The 23,049-nt window shown below is 67.9% G+C and carries 20 protein-coding genes; 15 read left to right on the top strand and 5 right to left on the bottom strand.

The annotated features are described in order from the left end of the window. The first annotated feature begins 10 nt into the window (after positions 1 to 10). Together glpK and E4341_RS02150 are read left to right on the top strand one after the other, a co-directional pair. Positions 11 to 1,540 (top strand): glycerol kinase GlpK, encoded by a 1,530-nt coding sequence (gene glpK, locus E4341_RS02155; RefSeq protein WP_165114817.1) that lies wholly within the window; start codon positions 11 to 13, stop codon positions 1,538 to 1,540. A 37-nt stretch (positions 1,541 to 1,577) separates the two neighbouring features. Next, a complete protein-coding gene (locus E4341_RS02150; RefSeq protein WP_165114815.1) occupies positions 1,578 to 2,654 on the top strand; it encodes a phosphotransferase family protein in 1,077 nt (358 codons plus the stop codon). Here E4341_RS02150 and E4341_RS02145 read toward each other — a convergent pair. The 4 genes from E4341_RS02145 to E4341_RS02130 form a co-directional block, all read right to left on the bottom strand. After that, the gene (locus E4341_RS02145; RefSeq protein ID WP_165114813.1) at positions 2,651 to 3,406 is read right to left on the bottom strand and encodes a DUF1223 domain-containing protein; all 756 of its coding nucleotides are present in this window, start codon (positions 3,404 to 3,406) and stop codon (positions 2,651 to 2,653) included. The genes E4341_RS02150 and E4341_RS02145 overlap by 4 nt on opposite strands. A 102-nt stretch (positions 3,407 to 3,508) precedes the next feature. Next, complete coding sequence (locus tag E4341_RS02140; RefSeq protein WP_165114811.1) at positions 3,509 to 5,722, bottom strand: prolyl oligopeptidase family protein; 2,214 nt, start codon at positions 5,720 to 5,722, stop codon at positions 3,509 to 3,511. A gap of 193 nt (positions 5,723 to 5,915) precedes the next feature. Then, a complete protein-coding gene (locus E4341_RS02135) occupies positions 5,916 to 8,090 on the bottom strand; it encodes a prolyl oligopeptidase family protein (RefSeq protein ID WP_165114809.1) in 2,175 nt (724 codons plus the stop codon). A gap of 100 nt (positions 8,091 to 8,190) precedes the next feature. Next, the gene (locus E4341_RS02130) at positions 8,191 to 8,985 is read right to left on the bottom strand and encodes a potassium channel family protein (RefSeq protein ID WP_165114807.1); all 795 of its coding nucleotides are present in this window, start codon (positions 8,983 to 8,985) and stop codon (positions 8,191 to 8,193) included. Positions 8,986 to 9,025: 40 nt separating this feature from the next. Between E4341_RS02130 and dapF the strand changes: the two genes are divergently transcribed. From dapF to E4341_RS02105, 5 genes are all read left to right on the top strand, one after another. Continuing rightward, entirely contained in the window at positions 9,026 to 9,856 is an 831-nt protein-coding gene (gene dapF / locus E4341_RS02125) for a diaminopimelate epimerase (protein WP_165118499.1), read from the top strand. Positions 9,857 to 9,989: 133 nt separating this feature from the next. Then, complete coding sequence (locus E4341_RS02120; protein ID WP_165114805.1) at positions 9,990 to 12,320, top strand: NADP-dependent malic enzyme; 2,331 nt, start codon at positions 9,990 to 9,992, stop codon at positions 12,318 to 12,320. Further along, positions 12,317 to 13,189, top strand: coding sequence for a 16S rRNA (cytidine(1402)-2'-O)-methyltransferase (gene rsmI, locus E4341_RS02115; protein ID WP_165114803.1), 873 nt, complete (start codon positions 12,317 to 12,319; stop codon positions 13,187 to 13,189). Before E4341_RS02120 ends, rsmI begins: the two co-directional genes overlap by 4 nt. A 5-nt stretch (positions 13,190 to 13,194) precedes the next feature. Next, entirely contained in the window at positions 13,195 to 13,596 is a 402-nt protein-coding gene (locus E4341_RS02110) for a YraN family protein (RefSeq protein ID WP_205751389.1), read from the top strand. Positions 13,597 to 13,608: 12 nt separating this feature from the next. Beyond that, positions 13,609 to 14,424 carry a SirB1 family protein gene (locus tag E4341_RS02105; RefSeq protein WP_066627336.1) on the top strand — a complete coding sequence of 272 codons (816 nt, stop codon included), beginning with the start codon at positions 13,609 to 13,611 and terminating at the stop codon, positions 14,422 to 14,424. Here the strand turns inward: E4341_RS02105 and E4341_RS02100 are convergent. Then, on the bottom strand, positions 14,421 to 15,677 hold the full coding sequence (locus E4341_RS02100) for a UbiH/UbiF/VisC/COQ6 family ubiquinone biosynthesis hydroxylase (protein ID WP_165114799.1): 1,257 nt from the start codon (positions 15,675 to 15,677) through the stop codon (positions 14,421 to 14,423). The genes E4341_RS02105 and E4341_RS02100 overlap by 4 nt on opposite strands. A 298-nt stretch (positions 15,678 to 15,975) precedes the next feature. Here E4341_RS02100 and E4341_RS02095 point away from each other — a divergent pair, with 298 nt between their 5' ends. The 8 genes from E4341_RS02095 to rpsO all read left to right on the top strand — a co-directional run bounded on the left by E4341_RS02095 (position 15,976) and on the right by rpsO (position 23,038). Then, the gene (locus tag E4341_RS02095) at positions 15,976 to 18,387 is read left to right on the top strand and encodes a DNA translocase FtsK (protein WP_165114797.1); all 2,412 of its coding nucleotides are present in this window, start codon (positions 15,976 to 15,978) and stop codon (positions 18,385 to 18,387) included. Beyond that, positions 18,387 to 19,040: a CPBP family intramembrane glutamic endopeptidase gene (locus E4341_RS02090; protein ID WP_165114795.1), complete on the top strand. Its 654-nt coding sequence runs from the start codon at positions 18,387 to 18,389 to the stop codon at positions 19,038 to 19,040. Before E4341_RS02095 ends, E4341_RS02090 begins: the two co-directional genes overlap by 1 nt. Before the next feature lie 185 nt (positions 19,041 to 19,225). After that, the gene (locus E4341_RS02085; protein ID WP_165114794.1) at positions 19,226 to 19,903 is read left to right on the top strand and encodes an outer membrane lipoprotein carrier protein LolA; all 678 of its coding nucleotides are present in this window, start codon (positions 19,226 to 19,228) and stop codon (positions 19,901 to 19,903) included. A 54-nt stretch (positions 19,904 to 19,957) separates the two neighbouring features. Next, positions 19,958 to 20,497, top strand: coding sequence for a hypothetical protein (locus E4341_RS02080; protein WP_165114792.1), 540 nt, complete (start codon positions 19,958 to 19,960; stop codon positions 20,495 to 20,497). Beyond that, entirely contained in the window at positions 20,470 to 21,180 is a 711-nt protein-coding gene (locus E4341_RS02075; protein WP_240893600.1) for a DUF2459 domain-containing protein, read from the top strand. Before E4341_RS02080 ends, E4341_RS02075 begins: the two co-directional genes overlap by 28 nt. Before the next feature lie 65 nt (positions 21,181 to 21,245). Next, entirely contained in the window at positions 21,246 to 21,716 is a 471-nt protein-coding gene (rbfA, locus tag E4341_RS02070) for a 30S ribosome-binding factor RbfA (RefSeq protein ID WP_165114790.1), read from the top strand. A 43-nt stretch (positions 21,717 to 21,759) separates the two neighbouring features. After that, a complete protein-coding gene (truB, locus tag E4341_RS02065; protein ID WP_165114788.1) occupies positions 21,760 to 22,689 on the top strand; it encodes a tRNA pseudouridine(55) synthase TruB in 930 nt (309 codons plus the stop codon). A gap of 79 nt (positions 22,690 to 22,768) precedes the next feature. Continuing rightward, positions 22,769 to 23,038 carry a 30S ribosomal protein S15 gene (rpsO, locus tag E4341_RS02060; RefSeq protein ID WP_017506665.1) on the top strand — a complete coding sequence of 90 codons (270 nt, stop codon included), beginning with the start codon at positions 22,769 to 22,771 and terminating at the stop codon, positions 23,036 to 23,038. The last annotated feature ends 11 nt before the right edge of the window (positions 23,039 to 23,049 follow it).

Here is a 23,049-nt window from a genome sequence, read left to right as displayed (position 1 = left end):
GGAGAGAACCATGAGCCTGATCCTCGCCATCGACCAGGGCACGACCTCGACCCGCGCCATCGCCTTCGAGGTCGCGCCTCAGGCAGCGCGAAGCGCGGTAGGCGAAGAAAAGGGGGGCCTGAGGCCCGTCGCGGTCAGCCAGATCGAGCTGGCCCAGCATTTCCCGAAGTCCGGCTGGGTCGAACATGACGCCGCCGAAATCTGGACCGCGACGCTCCAGACCTGTCGAGAGGTGGTGCGCAAGGCCGGCGGCGTCGCCCGCTTCAACGCCATCGGCATCACCAATCAGCGGGAAACGGCCGTAATCTGGGATGCAGCGACCGGCGAGCCGCTGTATCGCGCCATCGTCTGGCAGGATCGCCGCACCGCCGACGTCACCGCCCGCCTGACCGCCCAAGGCCACGAGCCGATGGTCCAGACCATGACCGGCCTGATCCTCGATCCCTATTTCTCGGCGACCAAGTTCGCCTGGCTGCTGGACGCCGTGCCCGGATCGCGCGAGCGGGCGGCGAAGGGCGAGGTCAAGCTGGGCACGATCGACGCCTGGCTGATCTGGAAGCTGACCGGCGGCCGAGTCCACGCCACCGATGCGACCAATGCGTCGCGCACGTCTCTGATGGATCTGAGGACGGTCGAGTGGCGGGACGACCTATGCGCTTTGTTCGACATCCCGCGCGAAGCCCTGCCTGACATCGTCCCCTGCGCGGGTGTGATCGGCGAGAGTGATCCGGCGCTGTTTGGCCAGCCTCTGCCCATTGCCGGATCGGCGGGCGACCAGCAGGCGGCCCTTGTCGGGCACGGGGCGCTGAAGGCCGGGGACGCCAAGATCACCTATGGCACCGGCGCCTTTCTGGTCGCCAATGTCGGCGCGGGGCCCGTGGCCTCGACACGGCGTCTGTTGGGCACGCTCGGCTATCAGGCCGACGGCCAGTCCGCCTATGCGCTGGAGGGGTCGATCTTCTCGGCTGGCTCGGCGATCCAGTGGCTGAGAGACGGGGTCGGGCTGATCTCAGAGTCGCGCCAATCGGAGGCGATGGCGCAGACCCTCGAGGACAACGGCGGGGTCTATATGGTCCCCGGCTTCACGGGTCTGGGCGCACCATGGTGGGAACCGGAAGCGAGGGGGACCATCGTCGGGCTGACACGGGATTCCGGTCCGGCCCATTTCGTGCGCGCCGCGCTGGAAGCCCTGGCCTATCAGACGCGCGACCTGCTCGACGCCCTGGCCGCCGACGGCGCCCCGCCGCTGAAGACGCTGAAGGTGGACGGCGGCGTCACCGCCAACAGTTTCGCCATGCAGTTCGTCGCCGACATCTGCGAGGTCGAGGTAGAGCGTCCGGCCTTCCAGGAGATGACGGCCCTGGGCGCCGCGCGCCTGGCGGCCCTGGGCGTCGGCCTTTTGCCGGACTTGGAGGCGCGCCCGGCCGAGGCGCCCGCCTGCTGGAAACCACGCATGAAGGCGGACGAGCGCGAGCGTCTGCTTTCCGGCTGGCGTCGCGCGGTGAAGGCCGCCATCATCGACGCGTCGGACCGGGCGTGAGATCCGGACGGCTCAAGGAAACGACGAGGACCGCCGCATGACCGACGCCGCCCCGCTGGACGCCCAGAGCGCCTTCTCCGGCACGCGCGAGGTCGATCCGCGCTATCGCCTGGACGAGGCGGCGCTGGATGCCTGGATGCGCGCCCACGTCTCGGGATACGCCGGCCCGCTAACGGTGCGACAGTTCAAAGGCGGCCAGTCGAACCCGACCTATGAACTGGTGACGCCCACGCACGCCTATGTGCTGCGTCGCAAACCGCCCGGCGTCCTGCTGCCCAGCGCCCACGCCGTCGACCGCGAGTTTCAGATCATCTCGGCTCTGGCCGCGCAGGGCTTCCCCGTCGCCAAGCCTCATGCCCTATGCCTGGACGAAACCGTCATCGGCTCGATCTTCTATGTGATGGACAAGGTCGAGGGTCGGATCTTCTGGGATTTGAAGCTGCCCGGCCTGACGCCCGTGGAGCGGCGCGCCGTATATGAAGCCCAGACGGACACGCTGGCCCGGCTGCACGCCTTCGATCCGGCCGCCATCGGCCTGGGCGACTACGGCAAGGCCGGAAACTATTTCGCGCGTCAGGTCGGCCGCTGGACCAAACAGTATCATGCGTCGGAGACCGAGCCGGTTCCGGCAATGGACCGGCTGATCGCCTTCCTGCCCGACAGCCTCCCGGCTGAAGGGCCCAGCCGCATCGTCCACGGCGACTTTCGTCTCGACAACATCATCCTGGCGCCCGATCGAGCAGAGGTTCGCGCCGTGCTGGATTGGGAGCTGTCGACCCTGGGCGATCCGATGGCCGACTTCTCCTATCTGCTGATCGCCTGGGCCATTCCGGCTTCGCTGCGCAACGGCCTCGCCGGGGCTGATCTGGAGGCCCTGGGCATCCCGTCCGTGGAGGAGACCGTCGAACGCTACGCCGCCGCGACAGGCATGCGGCCCGCCAACCTCGACTGGCTCTACGCGTACAACCTGTTCCGTCTGGCGGCCATCTGTCAGGGCATCGCCGGCCGCGTCCGCGACGGCACGGCCGCCAGCGCCCACGCCAGGACCATGGCGGCCCAGGTCGGTCCGCTCAGCGACGCGGCGTGGGCCTTTGCGAAGCAGGCAGGCGCCTAGTCCCTGACGGCGGCGCCCAGGATGCGCTTGTCCGTCTTGCCTTGCACCAGCACCGCCACGGCCTCGCCGGGGCGGGCGGACGGCAGGGCGTAGAGCATCGGGCGGCCGCGCCATTCGCCCAGGCGCGTCACACCGCGCACGACGTTCATGTGCCGCACGGCCTGGCCGCGGTTCTCGCCCTGGCGGACCTCGACCACCTGAGGGCCGGGCGTATAGGTCACCGCCACCACCTCGGCGCCGCCGACCGGCGCGCGGCCGGAACCGACGCCGACGCCGGCTCCGTTTTCGCGGAACTCGATCTCGGGCGGCCAGGCCTGACGCACCGCCTCCTGACCGATGGCGGTTTCCAGTTCGACGCTGCGGGCGCCCGACACCTGACGTCGGCCGTCGATCACGACCTGGGGCGTCGAGACGCCGCGCTGGCGCAGGGCGGCGCGATAGGCGCGCTGGCGCTGAACGAACTCTGGCCGGGCGAAGGTGTCGGTCCAGCCGAGGTAATCCCAGTAGTCGACGCCGTAGGTCAGGGCGATCACGCCGGGCTGGGCCGCCGCCTTCTCCACCGCCGCATTGGCCTCGATGCAGCCGCCACAGCCTTGGGCGGTGAACAGTTCGACCACCACCGGCGGGCCGTTGGCCGTCGCATGGCGCGGCGCGAGCGGCGGACGCCCCGCCGCCGGCTGGGCCGCCGAGGCGACGGCTGTAAGGGCGCCCGCCATGACCGTGCCCGCGATGATCCAGCCCTTGGTGTTCATGCCGTCGTCTTTAACCCTCGGCCTGTCCCGTCGCGCCTCATAATCGCGTGAGCCGATCGGGGCTCAAGCAGCGCGAAGCGCGATAGCCCCAAGGAACAAGCCTCAATCCATCAGCTGTTGCGACAGATAGACATAGTGGCGGGCCCAGCGACGGGCGTTGGCGACAGGGTCGGCGTCGTTGGAGTGGCCGCCGGCCGTGTCCTCATAATAGAGGTGGTCATACCCCATATCGCCCAGGCGCGCGGCGAACTTGCGTGCATGGCCGGGGTGGACCCGGTCGTCGCGCGTGTTGGTGGTCAGATAGACGCGCGGATAGGGTTGGCCCGGACGGAGCTGCTGATAAGCGGAGTATTTCGCGATCCACGCGGCTTCTTCCGGGATGCGCGGGTCGCCGTATTCGCCGATCCACGACGCCCCGGCCGGCAGTTCGTGATAGCGCAGCATGTCCACCAGCGGGCTCTCGATCACCGCCGCATTGAACAGTTCGGGGTGCTGGGTGATCGACACCGAGGTCAGGACTCCGCCGTTCGACCGACCATAGATGCCCAGGCGACGCGGGCTGGTGATCCCGCGCTGTTCGAGATCGCGCGCCACGGCGGCGAAGTCGTCGAAGGCCTTCTGACGATCGCCGTCCAGCGCCGCCTGGTGCCAGTCGGGCCCGAACTCGCCCCCGCCGCGGATGTTTGCCTGCACGAAGACGCCGCCGCGCTCCAGCCACAGCTTGCCCATCTCGGGCTTGTAGGCCGGGTTGAGACTGACTTGGAAACCGCCATAGCCAAGCATGACGGTAGGGTTCGACCCGTCCAGCTTCATGTCGCGCGGGCGGGTGACGAAATAGGGGATCTTGGTCCCGTCGGTCGAGGTCGCCTCGAACTGTTCGGTCACGTCGCGCGACGCGTCGAACTTGGCGGGCGCCGACTTCAGCGTGGTCAGGGTCGCGGCGCCCGCATCGGCCAGGCTTAGGGTTGGCGGAACGAGGAAGCCCTGGGTCGAGACGAAGACCTCGCCGCGTGATTTGGACGAGTCGCCGAGACCGACCGCGAGGTTGTCGGGGACCGTGACGTCCTGACGGCTCCAGCCGCGCTCGCCGTTCGAACGGAAAACGCCAGCACGTCCACGCACATTGTCCGTGTAGGAAACGACCACGCGATCCGACAGAACGCGAACGTCGCCTACAGCCTGACGCGCGTCAGGCGAGAAGATCAGCGGCGCGGCGTTGCTGACAACCGTCTCGCCGTCGGCCCGCGCCTGCAGCACCTCCAACGGCATCGACAGCAGGTCGCCGCCCTTGAACGCCGTCCCGCCGGTCAGGCTCCAGTTCTCTTCCGGCGAGAAGATCAGGGCGTCGTTCAGGACGCCATAGACCGAGACGCGGGCGGGCAGCCTAAGCTGGGTCGTCTTGCCGTCGTGCGCCAACTGCCATGTCTCGGACCGGAAGGTGTCCAGCGGACGGGTGATGATGACGGCCGTCACCTTGCCGTCCTTGGCGCGATAGACGGCGGGGCTCACGCCGTATCCGCCGTCGCCCTGTTCGCCGCGATAGACCTCGGTCGCCTGGGCCAGGGTCTGGCCGCGCTTCAGCGTCTTGACGATGAAGGGATAGCCGGACTCCGTCATGGTGCCCGCGCCGAAATCGGTGGCGACCAGAAGCGTGTCGCGGTCCAGCCATTCGATGCGGTGCTTGCCTTCGGGCAGGCTGAACCCGCCGTCCACGAAACGCTTGGTCGTCAGGTCGAACTCGCGCACGACCACCGCGTCCTTGCCGCCGTCGGACAGATTGATCAGGCAGCGGGTGTCGTCCGGCGCCAGGCAGTCGGCGCCTTTGAACACCCAGTCTTTGCCCTCCGCCTTGGACAGGGCGTCGATGTCCAGCAGCGTCTCCCATTGCGGCGTTGCGGTCCGGTAGCTGGCCAGCGTCGTGCGACGCCAGACGCCCTTGGGATTGGTCGCGTCCTGCCAAAAGTTGCCGATGCCGTCGCCCAGGAAGGACGGGCTGGGGATGCGATCGGTCGCCGTCAGGATCGCCTGGGCCTCGGCGCGGAAGGTTTCGTAGCGCGGGTCGCCGGTCAGGACGGCGAGAGACTTGCGGTTCTCCTCAGCGACAAAGGCCATCGCCTCTGCCCCGTCCACCTGCTCCAGCGCCAAATGATCGTCCGCCGCCGCGACGCCCGCCGGGGTCAGGTCGCGGGGGAAGTGAGGCGGAGGGCTGTCGTTGGTCGAGACCACGACTTCGTCAACACCTCTGGCGACCGGCGTACTCGCGCAGGCGGCCACCAGAAGGGCCGGGATGGCGGCTGACAGGATCAGGTGACGCATGGCTTGAACTCCGCAAATCTGATCCTCCCCCGCGTCGCGGGGGAGGGGGACCGCCATCAGGCGGTGGAGGGGGACCGCCGTCAGGCGGTGGAGGGGGCGGAACCAGACACGGTGCGCGGGGTCGCCCCCTCCACCACTTCGTGGTCCCCCTCCCCCATTTCGCTGCGCGTCATGGGGGAGGATCGAAGAAGACCTATTCCTGCGCCGGCGTGTCCATCAGGCGGCGCGACAGATAGGTGTATTCCAGCCCCAGGCGACGCGCGGTTTCGCGCAGGTTCGCCCCCGCCGCGTGGCCGCCGTCGACGTTTTCGTAGAACAGGACCGGATAGCCCAGCTCCTCAAGCCGCGCCGCCGCCTTGCGGGCATGGCCCGGATGGACGCGGTCGTCCTTGGTCGAGGTATGGATGAAGACCTCGGGATAGGGCTGGCCCGCACGCAGATTCTGATACGGCGAATATTGCTGAATCCAGGCGCGCTGCTCGGGGATGTCCGGGTCGCCATATTCGCCGATCCACGAGGCGCCGGCCAGCAACTTGTGGAAGCGCAGCATGTCGAACAGCGGCACCTGGATGACGGCGGCGTTGATCAGGTCGGGTCGCTGGGTCAGCATCGCCCCCATGAACAGCCCGCCCTGCGAGCCGCCCATGATGCCCAGCTTGGGCTGGCTGGTGATGTCGCGGGCGATCAGGTCCAAGGCCACGGCCTGGAAGTCCTCGTGCGCGCGCTGGCGGTTCTGTTGCAGGGCCGCCTCGTGCCAGCGCGGTCCGAACTCGCCGCCGCCGCGCGTATTGGCGATGACATAGACGCCGCCCCGCTCCAGCCACAGCTTGCCGACCGTCGCCGAATAGCCGGGCAGCAGCGAGCTTTCGAACCCGCCATAGCCGTACAGCAGCGTGGGGTTGGAGCCGTCCAGCGGCATGTCCGCCTTATGCACCAGGAAATAGGGGATCATGGTCCCGTCGACCGAGCGGGCCTCGTGCTGATCGACCGTCATGCCGGCGGCGTCGAACTTGGCCGGCATCGACTTGACCTGATCGACCGCGCCGGTCGCCGCGTCGGCCAGCCACAGGCTGGACGGGTTCAGATAGCCGGTGACGCTGACGAAGACCTTGTCATCCTTCTCCGAGGCGGATCCGACGCCGACCGAGACGTTCTGGGGCAGGTCCAGCGTCGTGTGCGCCCATTCGCCCTGACCAGGGGTGTAGACCCGCACCGAGCCGCGCACATTGTCATACAGGGCCACGACCAGCCGGTTGCGCGTGACGTTGACGCCCTCGATGGCCTGGCGCTCGGTCGGACGCAGCACCAGCTGAGCCGGGGTCGCTTGGTCGGCCAGCCAGGCCTCCAGCGGCCAGGCGATCAGGTCGCCGGTCTTGAAATCCTGACCCGACGGCGCGGTCCAGTCCTGTTTCAGCGACACCAGAAGCTGGCCCTGGACCAAGCCGGTGATGTCGGACTTGGCCGGCAGTTGAAGCTGGGTCACTGCGCCGTCGTCACCCAGGCGCCAGGTCTCGGACGAATAGAAGTCCACCGAACGGTTGATCAGCGTCGCCTTCACCACCCCGTCGGCGTCGCGCAGCGTATAGCCGGACACCGAAACGTCGGTCGGCTGGCCGGTGAACAGGGTCTCGGCCTGATCGGGCGTCTGGCCGCGCTTCATCCGCTTGACCACCATCGGATAGCCCGAGTTGGTCAGGGTGCCGGGACCGAAGTCGCGCGAGATGAGCAGGGTGTCCTTGTCGATCCAGGATGCGCCGCCCTTGGATTCCGGCAGGGTGATGCCGCCGTCGACGAACTTGCGCTCGACCGTGTCGAACTCGCGCAGGGTCACGGCGTCCTTGCCGCCGTTCGACAGGCTGATCAGGCAGTAGCGCTCTTCGGGCTGAAGGCAGGTCGAGCCCTTGTAGACCCAGTTCTGGCCCTCGGCCGCCGCCAAGGCGTCGATGTCGAGGATGGTCTGCCACTCGGGCGTGGCGGTGCGATAGCTGTCCAGCGTCGTGCGGCGCCACAGCCCGCGCACGTGCTGGGCGTCCTGCCAGAAGTTGTCGATATGGCCGTCGTGGGTGTAGCCGGGCGACGGGATGCGATCCTGGGCCTGGACGATCTCCAGCGCCTGCTGGTGCAGGGTCTCGTAACGCGGATCGCCCTGCAGGACGGCGAAGGTGCGTTCGTTGTGGGCCTTGACCCACTCCATCGCCCGCTCGCCCTCGACCTCTTCGAGCCACAGATAGGGGTCGGTCGCGTCGCTGGTCGCGAAGCCACCGGAGGTCGGAGCGGGTGAGGAGGCGGAAGTCTGGGCCATGGATACCGAGGTCAGGCTGGTGGAGGCGAGAAGCGTCGCAAGCGCGACGGCGGAAGCACGGATCATGGACAGGTCCCCGAAAACGAAGCCGGCACCTTAACGACGCCTTCCCGTGCGGCAAGCCGTGCGACCTTACCGTTTTGTCACACCGGCGGGACGCGCCGCCTCATCCCTCGTCGGGAATGCAGAGCAGCTTGCCGCACGCCTTGCAGTGGACGGCGTCGGGGTCGTGGTTCTGCAGACCGCAGCGGTCGCAGGGGAAATGCACCTTGTGTGGTCGGATCAGGGCCTGCGCCAGGCGCAAAAACAGGGTGATGCCGACCAGCATGACCGCGATGGACAACAACCGCCCCCACGGCCCCGGCAGGGTGACGTCGCCAAACCCGGTCGTCGTCAGGGTGGCCACCGTGAAATACAGCGCATCGACATAGCCGGCGATGCCGTCATGCCCCCTGAACGTCGCATAGACGAAGCCGGTCGCCACGAAGACGAAGGTGATCAGATTGGCCAGGGCGCGGGCGATCCCTTCAACCCGCGTATCGTCGAACCGCGCCCCCACGGTGCGCCAGAAAAAGTCCGAGTTCAGCAGGGTCCACAGCCGCAACATCCGCAGGAAGCCGAGATTGAACAGCCAGGCCGGAAACAACAGGGTCGCCAGCACGAACAGGTCGACCCAGACGATCGGCCGCTTCAGCCAGTCCTTGATGTTCGCATAGGCATAGGCCCGCGCGGCCAGATCCAGGGCCAGAATGGCGGCGATGAAATAGTCCAGCGCATAGAAGGCCCAGCCCATGTTCTTCAGGATGGGCGCCGCAAGGAAAAAGCCGATGATCGCCAGATCGATGACGATGACCATCAACCGGAACCGCACCGCCGGCGGTTGGCTGCCATGATACAGGTATCGCAGCCGGGCGCGCAGTCGCAGGCCGTTGTCCTTGGGGTCGGTTTCGGTCTGGGACACGCTGGTTTCCGCGACGCTGGGTTGGGCCTATATGGCCTGCATGACCCGTCCTTTCGTCAAGATGAACGGCGCCGGCAATGACTTCGTCGTCGTCAATGCGCTGGAACAGCCGTTCGCTCCCAGCGAGGACCAGATTCGTGCGCTGGGCGACCGCCAGACTGGCGAGGGCTTCGATCAGTTGATCGCCATTGAACCGTCAGACACGGCCGACGCCTTCATGCGGGTCTGGAACGCTGATGGATCGATGGTGGAGACCTGCGGCAACGCCCTGCGCTGCGTCGGCTGGCTGCTGATGCAGGCCAACGCCTCCGACCGCGTGGTGATCGACACGGCAGGCGGCCCCACCACCGCCACCCGCGCCGGCGACCACCGTGTGACCGTGGACATGGGCAAGCCTCGCCTGGACTGGACCCAGGTGCCGCTGGCCGAAGAGATGGACACGCGCGGGATCGAGCTTCAGGTCGGGCCGATCGACGCGCCGCTCCTGCACACGCCCGGCGCCGTCTCCATGGGCAATCCGCACGTGGTCTTCTTCACCGACCGCCAGGACGACGGCTTCGTCACCGGATCCGGCTCGCTGGTCGAGCATCACCCGCTGTTCCCGCAAGGAGTCAATGTCGGTTTCGCAAACGTGCTGGACCGGGACCACATCCGCCTGCGGGTCTGGGAACGGGGGGCCGGCCTGACCAAGGCCTGCGGCACCGGCGCCTGCGCCGCCTTGGTCGCCACTGCGCGGCGCGGCCTGACCGAACGCAAGGCGACGGTCGTCGTCGATGGCGGCGAACTGCTCATCGACTGGGATGCGGAAACCGATCACGTCCTGATGACCGGGCCGGTCGAGATCGAACGGACGGGCGTGCTGTCGATCTGACGGCGTTGACGCTGACGCGAAGGTAAGTCTCCGGGCCGATTGCGCAGGCTTCCTCCGCGTCAAGGGTTGGCGCGGCCCGTCCCAGCCTCTAGGACACGAACGGTTACAGCCACGCCGACGCCCTGGACGACCGATGCCCGATCAGACCGAAAAGCAAACCTTCTCCGACGACGAAGCGCTGGACTTCCACCGCATCCCGACGCCGGGCAAGATCTCCATGGCGCCGACCAAGCCGATGGCGACCCAGCGCGACCTGTCGCTGGCCTATTCGCCGGGCGTAGCCGTGCCGGTCCTGGCCATCGCCGCCGATGCTGACAAGGCCTACGACTACACCTCCAAGGGCAACCTGGTCGCCGTCATCTCGAACGGCACGGCGATCCTGGGCCTGGGCAACCTGGGTCACATGGCCTCCAAGCCGGTAATGGAGGGCAAGTCGGTCCTGTTCAAACGGTTCGCCGACGTCGACAGCTTCGACGTCGAGGTGAAGACCACCGATCCGGACGAGTTCATCACCGTCGTCAAGAACATCGGCGACACCTGGGGCGGCATCAATCTGGAGGACATCAAGTCCCCCGAATGCTTCGTCATCGAAAGCGAGCTTCAGGATCTGCTGGACATCCCCGTCTTCCATGACGACCAGCACGGCACCGCCATCATCTCGACCGCCGGCCTGATCAACGCCGTGCATATCGCGGGCAAGAAGCTGGACGAGATCAAGGTCGTGCTGGCCGGCGCAGGAGCGGCGGGCCTGTCCTCCATCGCCCTGATGAAGGCCGCGGGCGTCAAGGCCGAGAACACCGTGATCTGCGACCGCGACGGCGTCGTCTACAAGGGTCGCGACCACGGCATGGACCAGTGGAAGGCCGCCCACGCCACCGACACCCCACTGCGCACCCTGGCCGAAGCCATGGTCGGCGCCGACGTGGTGCTGGGCCTGTCCGCCAAGGGCGCGATCACCAAGGAGATGGTGGCCTCAATGGCGCCCAATCCGATCATCTTCGCCATGGCCAACCCCGACCCCGAGATCACGCCCGAGGACGTCAAGTCGGTGCGCTCGGACGCCATCATCGCCACGGGCCGCTCGGACTATGTGAACCAGGTCAACAACGTCCTGGCCTTCCCCTATCTGTTCCGCGGCGCGCTGGACGTGCGCGCGCGCCGCGTGAACCACGAGATGAAGATCGCCTGCGCCCAGGCCCTGGCCGCCCTGGCGCGCGAGGACGTGCCGGACGAGGTCGCCGCCGCCTATCGCGGACGCAAGCTGAAGTTCGGCCCGGACTACATCATCCCGACGCCCTTCGACCCGCGCCTGATCTGGTACATACCGCCCTTCATCGCCCAAGCGGCGATGGACACCGGCGTGGCCCGCGTCCAGATCGAGGATATGGACGCCTATCGCCACGCGCTGCGTTCGCGCGTCGATCCGTCCGCCGCCCTGATGCAGAAGATCAGCTCGGCCGTGCGCGGCGGGCCGAACAAGCGCGTCGTCTTCGCCGAGGGCGAAGAACCCGCCGTCATCCGTGCCGCCTGGGGCTTCAAGCAGGCCGACCTGGGCACGCCGATCCTGGTCGGCCGCGAGGATCTGATCCGTCAGAACGCCGGCGAGGCCGGTCTGAACTTCGACGAGCTGGGCATCGAGATCACCAACGCCCGCGTCTCCGACCACAATGTCGAGGACACCGACTGGCTGTACGAAAAGCTGCAGCGCCGGGGCTATCTGCGCCGAGACGTGCAGCGGATGATCAATCAGGACCGCAACTATTTCGCCGCCACCCTGGTCGCCAAGGGCCGGGCCGACGCCATGGTCGCGGGCGTGACCCGCAACTTCAACATGGCGCTGAAGGAGGTCCAGCGCGTGCTGGATGTGGACGACACCCTGATCGGCCTGTCGATCCTGCTGGCCAAGGGCCGCACCCTGTTTGTCGCCGACACCACCATTCACGAACTGCCGAACGCCGAAGAGTTGGCCGACATCGCCGTCAAGGCGGCCGATACGGTCAGGAAGCTGGGCCGCAATCCGCGCGTGGCCTTCCTGTCCTATTCCACCTTCGGCAACCCGCCCGGCGATCGCGCCGAGAAGGTGCGCGAGGCGATCCGCATCCTGGACAAGAAGGGCGTCGATTTCGAATACGAAGGCGAAATGCCGCCGGAAGTCGCGCTGGATCCCAAGGGGCATTCGGCCTACGCCTTCAACCGCCTGACCAAGCCGGCCAACGTCCTGGTCATGCCCGCCATCCATTCGGCCGCCATCTCGACCAAGCTGGTTCAGGCCCTGGGCGGCGCGACCGTGATCGGTCCGCTGCTGGTCGGTCTGGAGAAGCCGGTGCAGATCGTCAGCTTGGGCGCCTCGGTCAGCGAGATCATCACCGCCGCCACCTTCGCCGCCTATGACGCCGGTCCCGCCTTCCAAGGCTCGGGCCTGACCTCGGCGCCGCGTCCCCCCGCGGCCGTGGTCGAGCGTTGAGCGAACCCTCGCCCTTTCCCCCCGCCGCCCCGCCGCCCCGGCGGGTGGAGCCGGGTCTCTATCTGGTCGCCACCCCGATCGGCAACCTGCGCGACATGACGCTGAGGGCGCTGGACGTACTGGCCGCCGCCGATCTGGTGCTGGCCGAGGACACCCGCGTCACCGCCAAACTGCTGAGCGCCTATGGGCTGAAGGCCAGGCTGGAACGCTGCGACGATCATGCGTCCGGCCGCGCCGCCGAACAGGCGATCGAACGGTTGCGTGAGGGACAGGTGGTGGCCTTGGTGTCGGACGCCGGCACGCCTCTGGTCAGCGACCCCGGCTTCGTCGTCGCCCGCGCGGTGATCGCCGAAGGACTGCCCGTCCATCCGATCCCCGGCGCCTCAAGTCTGTTGGCCGCCCTCTGCATCGCCGGCTTGCCGGCCGACCGGGTGCTGTTCGCCGGCTTCCTGCCGCCCAAGACGGCAGGCCGCACCGCCGCGCTGGAAGGCTTGAAGAGCCAGCGCCAGACGCTGGTCTTCTTCGAAAGCGGGCCGCGCCTGAAGGACAGTTTGACCGATATGGCCGCCGTGCTGGGTCCGCGCCCCGCCGCCGTCGCCCGCGAGCTGACCAAACTCTATGAAGAGTGCGTGCGCGGGCCGCTGGACGAATTGGCCGTCGATCCGCGCCTGGACGCGCCCAAGGGCGAGATCGTCGTGGTCGTCGGCCCCGGCGAAGAGGTTCAGGCGACCGAGGCCGACGCGGACGCTGCCCTGATCGACGCCCTTCAGACCCTGTCGACTGGGGACGCCGCCTCCGAGGTGGCCAAGGCCCTGGGGCTGAACCGAAAGACCCTATATCGCCGGGCGCTGGAGCTGAAGGGCAAGTGAAACGCCTGTCTCGTCCCGCGCCGGTCCGTCGCCCCAAGGCGGCGTGGCGTCAGGCGAAGGGCGGGGCGGCGTTCAAGTCCGGTCACGCCGCCGAATGGATCGCGGCCTTCTGGCTCATCCTGCGCGGCTATCGCGTGCTGGGGTTTCGTCTGAAGAGCCGGGCCGGCGAGATCGATCTGCTGGTCTGTCGCGGTCGGGTGTTGGCGGTCGTCGAGGTCAAACGCCGCGCGACGATGGAGGCGGCCCTTCTGGCGCTGAAGCCGGTCCAGTACGATCGACTGGTCGCAGCGGGCGAAGCGATCCGGCGCAATCGGCCGGGCCTGCAACGTCTGGAATTGAGAATTGATATGGTGGCGCTGGCTCCCTGGCGCGTTCCACGTCATCTTCGCGGCGTCGAGAGGCGCTGACGAGGGGATCGCATGACGCGCGAGGAGGCCGAGGCCGTCCTGACCGCCGCCGGTCAGGCCGAAGACGACGCCTTCCCCCTGCTGGAGGCTGCGATCGCCTGCGCCATCCATGACCATCCGTTGCGTGATCCCGAGCCTGTTCGCGCCCTGGCCCACAACGCCTGCGAGCGGCTGAAGGAGCGGATCGGCGGCGAGGGGCCTGACGAGGCCCTGGCCGAAACCCTGTGCGCCGACCTGCGGCTGAACGGCGACCTGATCCATTACGACCATCCCGACAACACCGACATCATCGCGGTCGCCGAGCGGCGGCGCGGCCTGTCCGCCGTGCTGGCGGTCTTCTATCTGCACGCGGCGCGCGCGGCCGGCATCACCGCGGCCGGCGTCGATTTTCCGGGCCATTTCATGGTTCGCGTCGAAACGCCCGAAGGTCCTGTCGCCCTGGACCCGTTCAGCCAGGGGCGGCTGATCCTGCCCAGCGAACTGACCCGGCGCGCGCTTCGCGCCGGTCTGATGCCGCACGTCGCGGATCGGCTGGATCTTCTGATGGCGCCGGTGACGGATCGTCAGTCGTTGATCCGGCTGCAGAATGTGCTGTTCAGCCGGGCCATTCGCGGCCGGGACTATGAGGGCGCCGAGCGGTCGGCCCTGCGTCGCGCCCTGCTGGACCCCGAGGACCACCGGCCGTGGCTCGATGTCGCCTCGGCTCGCGAGAAGCAGGGGGCGCTCGCCGGCTCGCTGCACGCCCTGGCGCGCGCCCAGGGTCTGGATGGCGTCGAGGAGGCGCGGCGGTTCACGACCTTCGAGCGCGTGCGGATGCAGTTGAACTAGACGACGGCCTCGCCGCGCAACAGCCGGGGCAAGTCGCCAGTCGCGCCGCCCGCTTCCTGCATGAAGGCGCGGCGCAGAGGGCCGATGCGATTGACTGCGGCCATGCCCAGGTCGCGCGCCAGACGCACCGGCGCGATGTCGTTGGAGAACAGGCGTACGAAGGCGTCGAAACCCGCCGCCAGGGCCGCCGTATCAAACCGGCGCCAGCGGGCATAACGCTCCAGAACGGTTTCCGACCCGATATCCTCACCCAGACGCGCGGCCTCGGCCAGAACCTCGGCCAGAGCCGCCGCATCCTTCAGCCCCATGTTCAGACCCTGACCGGCGACGGGGTGAACACCGTGCGCCGCATCCCCGATCAAGGCGATGCGCGGCGCGATCAGCTTTTCGGCCAGGCTGAGCGACAGCGGATAGACGAAGCGCGGGCCCTCGACCGTCGCCCCATCCAGAAACTCGCCGAAGCGGCGCATCAGATGGGCGTGGAAGGCCTCGTCGGAAGCGTCGCGCAGCGCCTCGCCCCGCCGCGTCGTCTCGGTCCAGACCAGGCTGGCGCGCTGATCGGTCAGGGGCAGGATGGCGAAGGGGCCGCTGGGCAGGAAATATTCGTGGGCGACATTGCCGTGGTCGCGACCCAGCCGCACCGTGGCCACCACGCCGCTCTGGCCATAGCCCCAGCCGACCGTCTCGATCCCGGCGGCGCGCCGCACGGTCGAACCTCGCCCCTCGGCGCCGACGACCAGGGGCGCGATCAGGGTCGATCCGTCCGCCAGGGTCACGGTCGCCTTGCCCGCATCGGTCGTGACACTGGCGACCGAGGCCGGGGCCCGCACCGCGATCCCTGCGCGCGTCACCGCCTCGGCCAGAGCCGCGCGGATGCGGCGGTTCTCGACCATATAGCCCAGCGGCTCGCCGCCGGTGCGGCCGCCGATCTCGTCGGCGTCGAAGCGCAGGAAGGCGGGCGAGGCGGACAGGCTGGCCGCGCCCGGCCGACGCCCGTCCGTCACCAGAATATGATCCATCCGGCAGGCGTGCGGACGCAGGCTTTCGCCCAGCCCCAGCGCGTCCAGCATGCGGAAGGTCGAAAAGGCCACGGCGGTCGAACGCCCGTCGAAGGTCGGCGCCAACTGGTCGCTGAAAGGCTGCGGATCGACCATCACGACCTTCAACCCGCCTTGCGCCGCCGCCAGGGCGAAGGCCGCCCCGGTCAGCCCCGCGCCGGCGATGACGATGTCGTAGCGTTCAGTATCAGCCATGGAAGGTTTGTCGCGCCGTCGCGGCCAAAGGTCCAGAGGGCGAAACGCCCACACAGTCTCCTCCCCATTTCATGGGGAGGTGGCGCGGCGCGGCTTCGCGTCGTGACGGAGGGGTTCTTTGCCGCATCGCAGATGTCTATGGGGCTTCAAGAACCCCTCCACCGCTTCGCGGTCCCCCTCCCCGCAAAGCGGGGAGGAGACAAAACGCCGTCGCAAAGCCAAGCTGGTAAACAGCCCCTTAACCCTGTGGGTGCGACAAAGGCGGCTGAACGTCAGCCGCAGGAAGGTTCGATCCTTCATGTCCACCGCCCTCGTCATCGGCCGTCAGGCCTGGATCAGCGCCCGCATCCTGTGGGACGCGCCCTTCGTGGTGCGGTTCAGGGGCGTCTTGCAGGCCCTGCTGGCGACCCTGCTGCTGGTCGCCCTGGTGTCGTGGAATCCGGCGGACGCCAGTCTGAACGCCGCCTCCAGCCTGCCGACGACCAACTGGCTGGGGGCGAACGGCGCCCTGTTCGCCGACCTGTTCATGCAATCGCTGGGTCTCGCAGCCTGGCCCGCCGCCCTGCTGCTGGTCGCCTTCGGCCTGGCGCGCGCGGTCGGCGATGCGATCCAGCAAAGGCTCAAGCCCACGCCGTTGAAAGCCCTGGCTGCGACCGGCGGGGTGCTGCTGCTGTCCAGCGCGCTCGCCGCCCTGGCCGCGCCCGCCGCCTGGCCGCTCGCCGCCGGTCTGGGCGGTCTGTGGGGCGATGCGGTGACAGGCCTGGCGGCGCGCGGTCTCGGCGCCCTGCATATCCCTGGCGGCCGCATCATTGCAGGCCTCGTCTTCCTGGTCGCTGGGCTGTGGCTGGTCGGTTTCGCCATCGGCCTGCGCGCCATGGATTTTCTGGACGCCCTGCACTGGGGCAAGTCGCTGCGCGCACCCGCGCCGCCTCAGCCGAAGCCCCAGGCCGCCCGCGAAAAGGCGCCCGCCAAGGCCCGAGCGCCCCGCGCCGCCCCACCGGAAGAGGCCTCGCTGGCCCCGACCTATGCAGAAGAGCCGCATCAGACCGCCTATGACGACCTGCCGCCTTGGGAGGACGACGCCGTCCAGCCCGCGCCACGTCCCTCGGCCGCGCGCTCGGTCGAGCCTCGCGTCGCTGCGGTAAAGGCGCCCAAGGCCCGCAAGGATGACGTGGATCAGCAGGCCTTCGACTTCGTGCGGCCGGAAGGCGATTTCGACCTGCCGCCGCTCTGCATCCTGACCAAGCCGGCCCAGCGCGTCGGTTCGGTGGACGAGGACTCCCTGAAACAGAACGCCAAGATGCTGGAAGGCGTGCTGCAGGAGTTCGGCGTGCGCGGCGTGATCGACCAGATCCGTCCCGGCCCTGTCGTGACGCTCTACGAACTGGTGCCCGCGCCGGGCGTGAAGCACGGCCGCGTGGTCGCCCTGGCCGACGATATCGCCCGGTCGATGTCCGCCCGCGCCTGTCGTATTTCCGTGGTCCAGGGCCGCAACGCCATCGGCATCGAACTGCCTAACGCCAAGCGCGAGACCGTCTATCTGCGCGACCTTCTGGCCAGCGCCGAATACGACAAGAAGGGCCATCTGCTGCCGCTCGCGCTCGGTGAGACCATCGGCGGAGAACCCTATGTCGCCGACCTGGCGCGGATGCCTCACCTCTTGATCGCGGGCACCACGGGCTCGGGCAAGTCGGTCGGGGTCAACGCCATGATCCTGTCGATCCTGTATCGCCACAGCCCGGCCGAATGCCGCTTCATCATGATCGACCCCAAGATGCTGGAGCTGTCGGTCTATGACGGTATCCCGCACTTGCTGGCGCCGGTCGTGACCGATCCGAAGAAGGCCGTCGTCGCCCTGAAGTGGACGGTGCGCGAAATGGAGGATCGCTATCGCCGCATGTCCAAGCTGGGGGTGCGCAACATCGCCAGCTACAACGAGCGCGCCCGTGAAGCCCAGGCCAAGGGCGAGCATTTCGAACGCACGGTCCAGACCGGCTTCGACGACCAGGGCCGCCCGGTGTATGAGTCCGAAAAGATCCGGCCCGAGCCCCTGCCCTTCCTGGTCGTGGTGATGGACGAGATGGCCGACCTGATGCTGGTCGCCGGCAAGGACGTCGAGGGCGCGGTTCAGCGTCTGGCCCAGATGGCCCGCGCCGCCGGCATCCACTTGATCATGGCCACCCAGCGCCCGTCGGTGGACGTCATCACCGGCACCATCAAGGCCAACTTCCCGACCCGGATCAGCTTCCAGGTCACGTCCAAGATCGACAGCCGCACCATCCTGGGCGAACAGGGCGGCGAACAGCTGCTGGGCCAGGGCGACATGCTCTACATGGCCGGCGGCGGGCGGATCACCCGCCTGCACGGCCCGTTCGTCGACGACAAGGAAGTCGAGGACGTCTGCAAACATCTGAAGGCCCAGGCCGAGCCTGACTATCTGGATCTGATCACCGACGAGCCGGACGGCGACGGCGACAACGGCTATGACGAAGGCGGGGGCGGCGGATCGGGCGACGACCTGTACGACCGCGCCGTCGCCGTGGTCACCCGCGACCGCAAGGCGTCCACCTCCTATGTGCAGCGACGACTGCAGATCGGCTACAACCGCGCCGCCTCCCTGATCGAGCGGATGGAGCAGGAAGGCGTGGTCAGCCCCGCCAACCACGCCGGCAAGCGCGACGTCCTGGCCGGCCCGCCGCCGATGGTGTGATGACCGCGCAGGCCATGCCGAGGTCCAGGACGCAGACCGTCGGTCTTCTGGCCGCGACGGCGGCCTCTCCGTTACTCGTCTATGCCTGCGACAGGGGCCTGCTGCATCTGATCGCGCCTATGGGTCAGCCCTGGATCGACATGGCGCTGGCTCGGCCTGCATCGTTCGTGGTCTGCGGGCTGCTGTTTCTGGGCTTGGTTCAAGAACAGGCCGCCCGTCTTCCCTGGCCTCAAAGCCTGCGTCTGGCGATCATTGTCGGCCTGGTTTTCGCCCTGGCGTCGGCGGTCGGCGTCGCGGGCGGGGCGTTCAGCCCGACCTTGCCGGGGTCCGCCCTGATCGGCTTTCTGCTGCTCGGTCTGATGGCCGAGGAATGGTTGTTTCGCGGTGTGGTGTTCGAGGCCTTCAGGCGGTTGGCTCCCTGGGGCGACCGTGGAGCGGTGATCGGTTCGGCCCTGCTCTTCGCCGTCAGCCACCTCGGCTACCACAGTTTCCAGCCGACGCCCGCCGCCCTTCAACAGGTCGCCTATACGCTTCCTCTGGGTCTGGCGCTGGGTTGGCTGAGGTTGAGGACCGGACGAATAATCCTGCCCGGCGCACTGGCGCATCTGATGTTCAATCTGGCCGGCCTGCTCGCGACCGCCGCCCTGCGCTGATTTCGCACGCAACGCTCTCGCCCCGCGGACGTTCTCCACCCCGCTATCTTTCCCAAGCTTCAGCATTTCGATGAACAGGGCTTCATCGCAGCGCCGGAATATGGTCAGGCTCGCGTCATTCCGACGCCAAGCCGACCGGGCAAGACGGCAGGATCGACAACCATCCCGAACGGGAGACGGACTTCATGACCTCCGAGACGCTCGCCATCGCCCCAACCGACCTTCAGCGCCGCAGCCTGCTGCTGGGCGCAGGGCTTCTGACCGGGTTCGCCGCTCTGGGCGTGTTCGACGCCGCGCACGCGCAATCGAACCTTTCGGCTGAAGACCGGGCGGTGGTTCAGCAGGCGCAGGGCTATCTGCAGGCCCTGACCTCGGCGCAGGGGACCTTCACCGAGACGGGTCCGGGCGGCCAGAGCCGTCAGGGTCGGTTCTATCTGCAACGTCCGGGCAAGATGCGGTTTGAATACACCAACCCCGCCGGTCTGCTGGTCGTGTCGGATGGCTATAACGTCAAACGCTACGACCCCCGCCTGAACAATTTCCAGCAGGTGCCGCTGGGCCGCACGCCGCTGTCCACCTTCCTGGCGCGCAACGTTCGTCTGGACCAGGGCGTCCGCATCGAGCGCGTGACGCGGATGGCGTCCGGCGCCTTCGCCATCACCGCGCGCGACGCCAACCGTCCGAACGACGGACAGGTGATCCTGGCCTTCGCCGGCAATCCGATGCGCCTGCAGGAATGGACCATCACCGACCCGCAAGGCGCACGCACCCGCACCCAGCTGACGGCGTTGCAGCCCGCGTCGAACCTGTCGGCGCGACTGTTCCAGCTGACCGACCCGACGCGTCGTCCCGGCCGGAACTAGGGCTCTGAGGGGCGGGTGACCATTCCTCAACCCCTGTTCCTCTAGACTGGCCGCATGAGCGCGACCGCCCCGCCATCACTGAAATGGATCGGGGCGGTCGGCGTCGGCGCCGTCGTCCTGTTCATTCTGGGTGCAGTGGTGGTCGAGCCTGCTGTTCATCGTGTTATCGAACCCGCGGATGACCCCGCGCCGCATCGCCCGTCCGGCCGGGTCGAAGTCGGGGACGCTGTGCTGGACGGCCGATATGCTGCGGCCGGATCAACGCTGGTCGTCGAGATCGAGGGCAGCGCGCTGTCGACCGACACGGGCGGCACGCTGACATCCGAGCCGCATCGCCTGGTCCCGGCGGATCAGCATGCCAGCGTCTCAACGATCTTCGCCGACGCCATGACCGTGCCGCCCCAGGCCCAGATCGAGATCCGGCGCGTAACGGCGGAAGAGGACACAAGGCTGTGCGCGGGGCATCCCGTCGGCTGGCTGGCGCTGGCGGTGCGGCGCGACGGCTTCGTCATGATGCCGGTCCGACAAGGACCGCCGCCCGGCGCCCTGACGACCAACGATCGGCTGTGCGCCGTTCTGGACCTGAGCCGGTGATGCGAGGGCTGGTGCTGGCCGCCCTTGTCGGGGCGGTCGTGGCGCTGCTGACCTGGACCAAGCCAGGCGATACGAAGGACTCGGGCGTGCCGGATACGGTCACGATTCAAGTGCTCGACAACGGCTTTCATACCGACCTGGCCGTACCGCGCGCAGCGCTGATGCAACGCGGCGGCCCTCTGGCGCGCGCCGTCGCTGGGCTGGCGCCCGGCGACTGGATTCTGATCGGCTGGGGCGACGCCCGGTTCTATGTCGATCAGAGCCCGATCTCAGACCGGCTGCCCGACGGCGCCCGCGCCTTCTTCCGGCCCGGTAATCCCTCGGTGGTAATGCTGGACCCCGTCGCCGCCGATCCGCGTCTCAGCTATGGCGAAGACAGTGCGGCTTTGACCCTGACGCGGGTCCAGTTTGACCGCCTGGCCGCCCGCGTAGAGGCTTCGTTGGACCTGTCGAGCGGCGCGCCCCGTATCGCCGCCGCGCGTGCTGGCGACGATGCGCGCTTCTTCGCCAGTCGCGAGACCTTCTCCATCCTGCATCTTTGCAACCACTGGACGGCCGGCGTTCTGAACGCCGGAGGGGTTCCTGTCCGTCCCGTCCAGTCGATCACGTCGGCCGAGGTGATGCGATCCGTCCAGGCGGCCGAACAGGAGCGAGAACTGGACATGAGCCCGTCGCGAGACTAGACCGCCCGACTTTCGCTTATCCGGCCGGGTCCGATCCCCTGCGGGCGAACAAGAAGGAGAGGCCGATGGCCCACAAGCAACATACCCGCAATTCCTCCAGCGCCAGCCCGGCGGGCAAGGCGCCCAGCCAGCGCCAGCTGCGCGCCGGCGAGCTGATCCGTCACGCCCTGGTCGATATCCTGCGCGAGGAGGACATCCGAGACGAAGCCCTGGCTGACGTGTCCATCACCGTGACCGAGGTTCGCCTCTCGCCCGATCTGAAACACGCCACCTGTTTCGTCGAGCCCCTGGGCGCCGGCGTCGAGGCCGCGCCGACCAACGGCCATGAGAGCGAGATCATCAAGGCGCTGAACGTCCACGCCAAATTCATCCGCGGTCAGCTTGGCCGTCGCCTGGACATGAAGTTCACGCCAGACCTGCGCTTCCGCCACGACGAGAGCTTCGGCGCCGCCAATCACATGGACAAGCTGTTCGCCGATCCGCGCATCCAGGCCGACCTGGCGGCCCGTGACGACGAGGATGAGGGCGACGCCTGATGCTACGGCCTCAAGCAGCGCGAAGCGCGATAGGCCCGGCATAATGGGACGCAAGAAGAAGGGCGATATCGTCGACGGTTGGGTCTGCCTGGACAAGCCGTTCGAGATGGGATCGACCGAGGCCGTCAGCCGCATCCGTCGCCTGTTCAACGCCCAGAAGGCCGGTCACGCCGGAACGCTCGACCCGCTGGCCAGCGGCATCCTGCCCATCGCGCTCGGCGAGGCGACCAAGACCGTGCCGATGATGATGGAGGCGCAGAAGGTCTATCGCTTCACCATCAACTGGGGCGTCTCGACCGACAGCGTGGACCGCGAGGGCGAGATCATCGGCCGCTCCGACGTGCGCCCGACCGTCGATCAGGTTAAGGCTGCCCTGCCGGCCTTCGTCGGCGAGATCGACCAGACGCCGCCGCGCTTTTCCGCGATCAAGGTGGACGGCGCCCGCGCCTATGACCTGGCCCGCGACGGGGTGGAGTTCGAGCTTCAGGCCCGCCGGGTGACGATCCACTCGGCCGAGGTGACGGATGCGCCCGACGCCGACCACGTCGAACTGACCATCCGCACCGGCAAGGGCGTCTATGTCCGCTCGCTGGCCCGCGACCTGGCCGCCGCCCTCGGCGCCGAGGGTCATGTCAGCGCCCTGAGACGCGAGTGCGTCGGGCCGTTCAGCACGCAAAACGCCGTCACTCTGGATTCTCTGGAGGAAATGGTGCATAGGGGCGCCGCCTCGGAAGGCTTGCTTGCCGTCGCGACCGCTCTGGACGACATCCCGGAACTGGCCGTGAATGAACAGGACGCCTTCTCGCTTCGGCAGGGACGCCCGATCGTTCTGCTCCCCCGTCAGGTGGAAACCCTCAAGGATCGTCTCACCGGCGGTTCGCGCACGGTTTCAGCCTTTCAGGGCCAGACCCTCGTCGCTCTGTGTCAGTTGCGGGCCGGCCGGCTAGAACCCGACCGCGTTTTCAACCTCTAGGCCCGCGCCATCCGGCAAGGGCCGAGACCCCACGGCCTCAAGTAGCGCGAAGCGCGATAGGCCAAGAAAGGACTCTACGATGTCGGTTACTGCTGAACGCAAGCACGAGATCATCGCCGATAACGCCCGCTCCGCTGGCGACACCGGCTCGGCCGAGGTTCAGGTCGCGATCCTGTCGGAACGCATCGCCAACCTCACCGAACACTTCAAGACCCACAAGAAGGACAACCACTCGCGTCGTGGCCTTCTGAAGATGGTGTCGCAACGTCGCCGCCTGCTCGACCACCTGAACAAGGTCGACGCCGGTCGCTACCAAGCGCTCATCTCCAAACTGGGCCTGCGCCGCTAAGGCGTCGGAAC

Source organism: Brevundimonas sp. 'scallop', from assembly GCF_011045535.1.
Classification (GTDB): domain Bacteria; phylum Pseudomonadota; class Alphaproteobacteria; order Caulobacterales; family Caulobacteraceae; genus Brevundimonas; species Brevundimonas vesicularis.
This window is presented reverse-complemented; position numbering and strand designations above follow the sequence as displayed.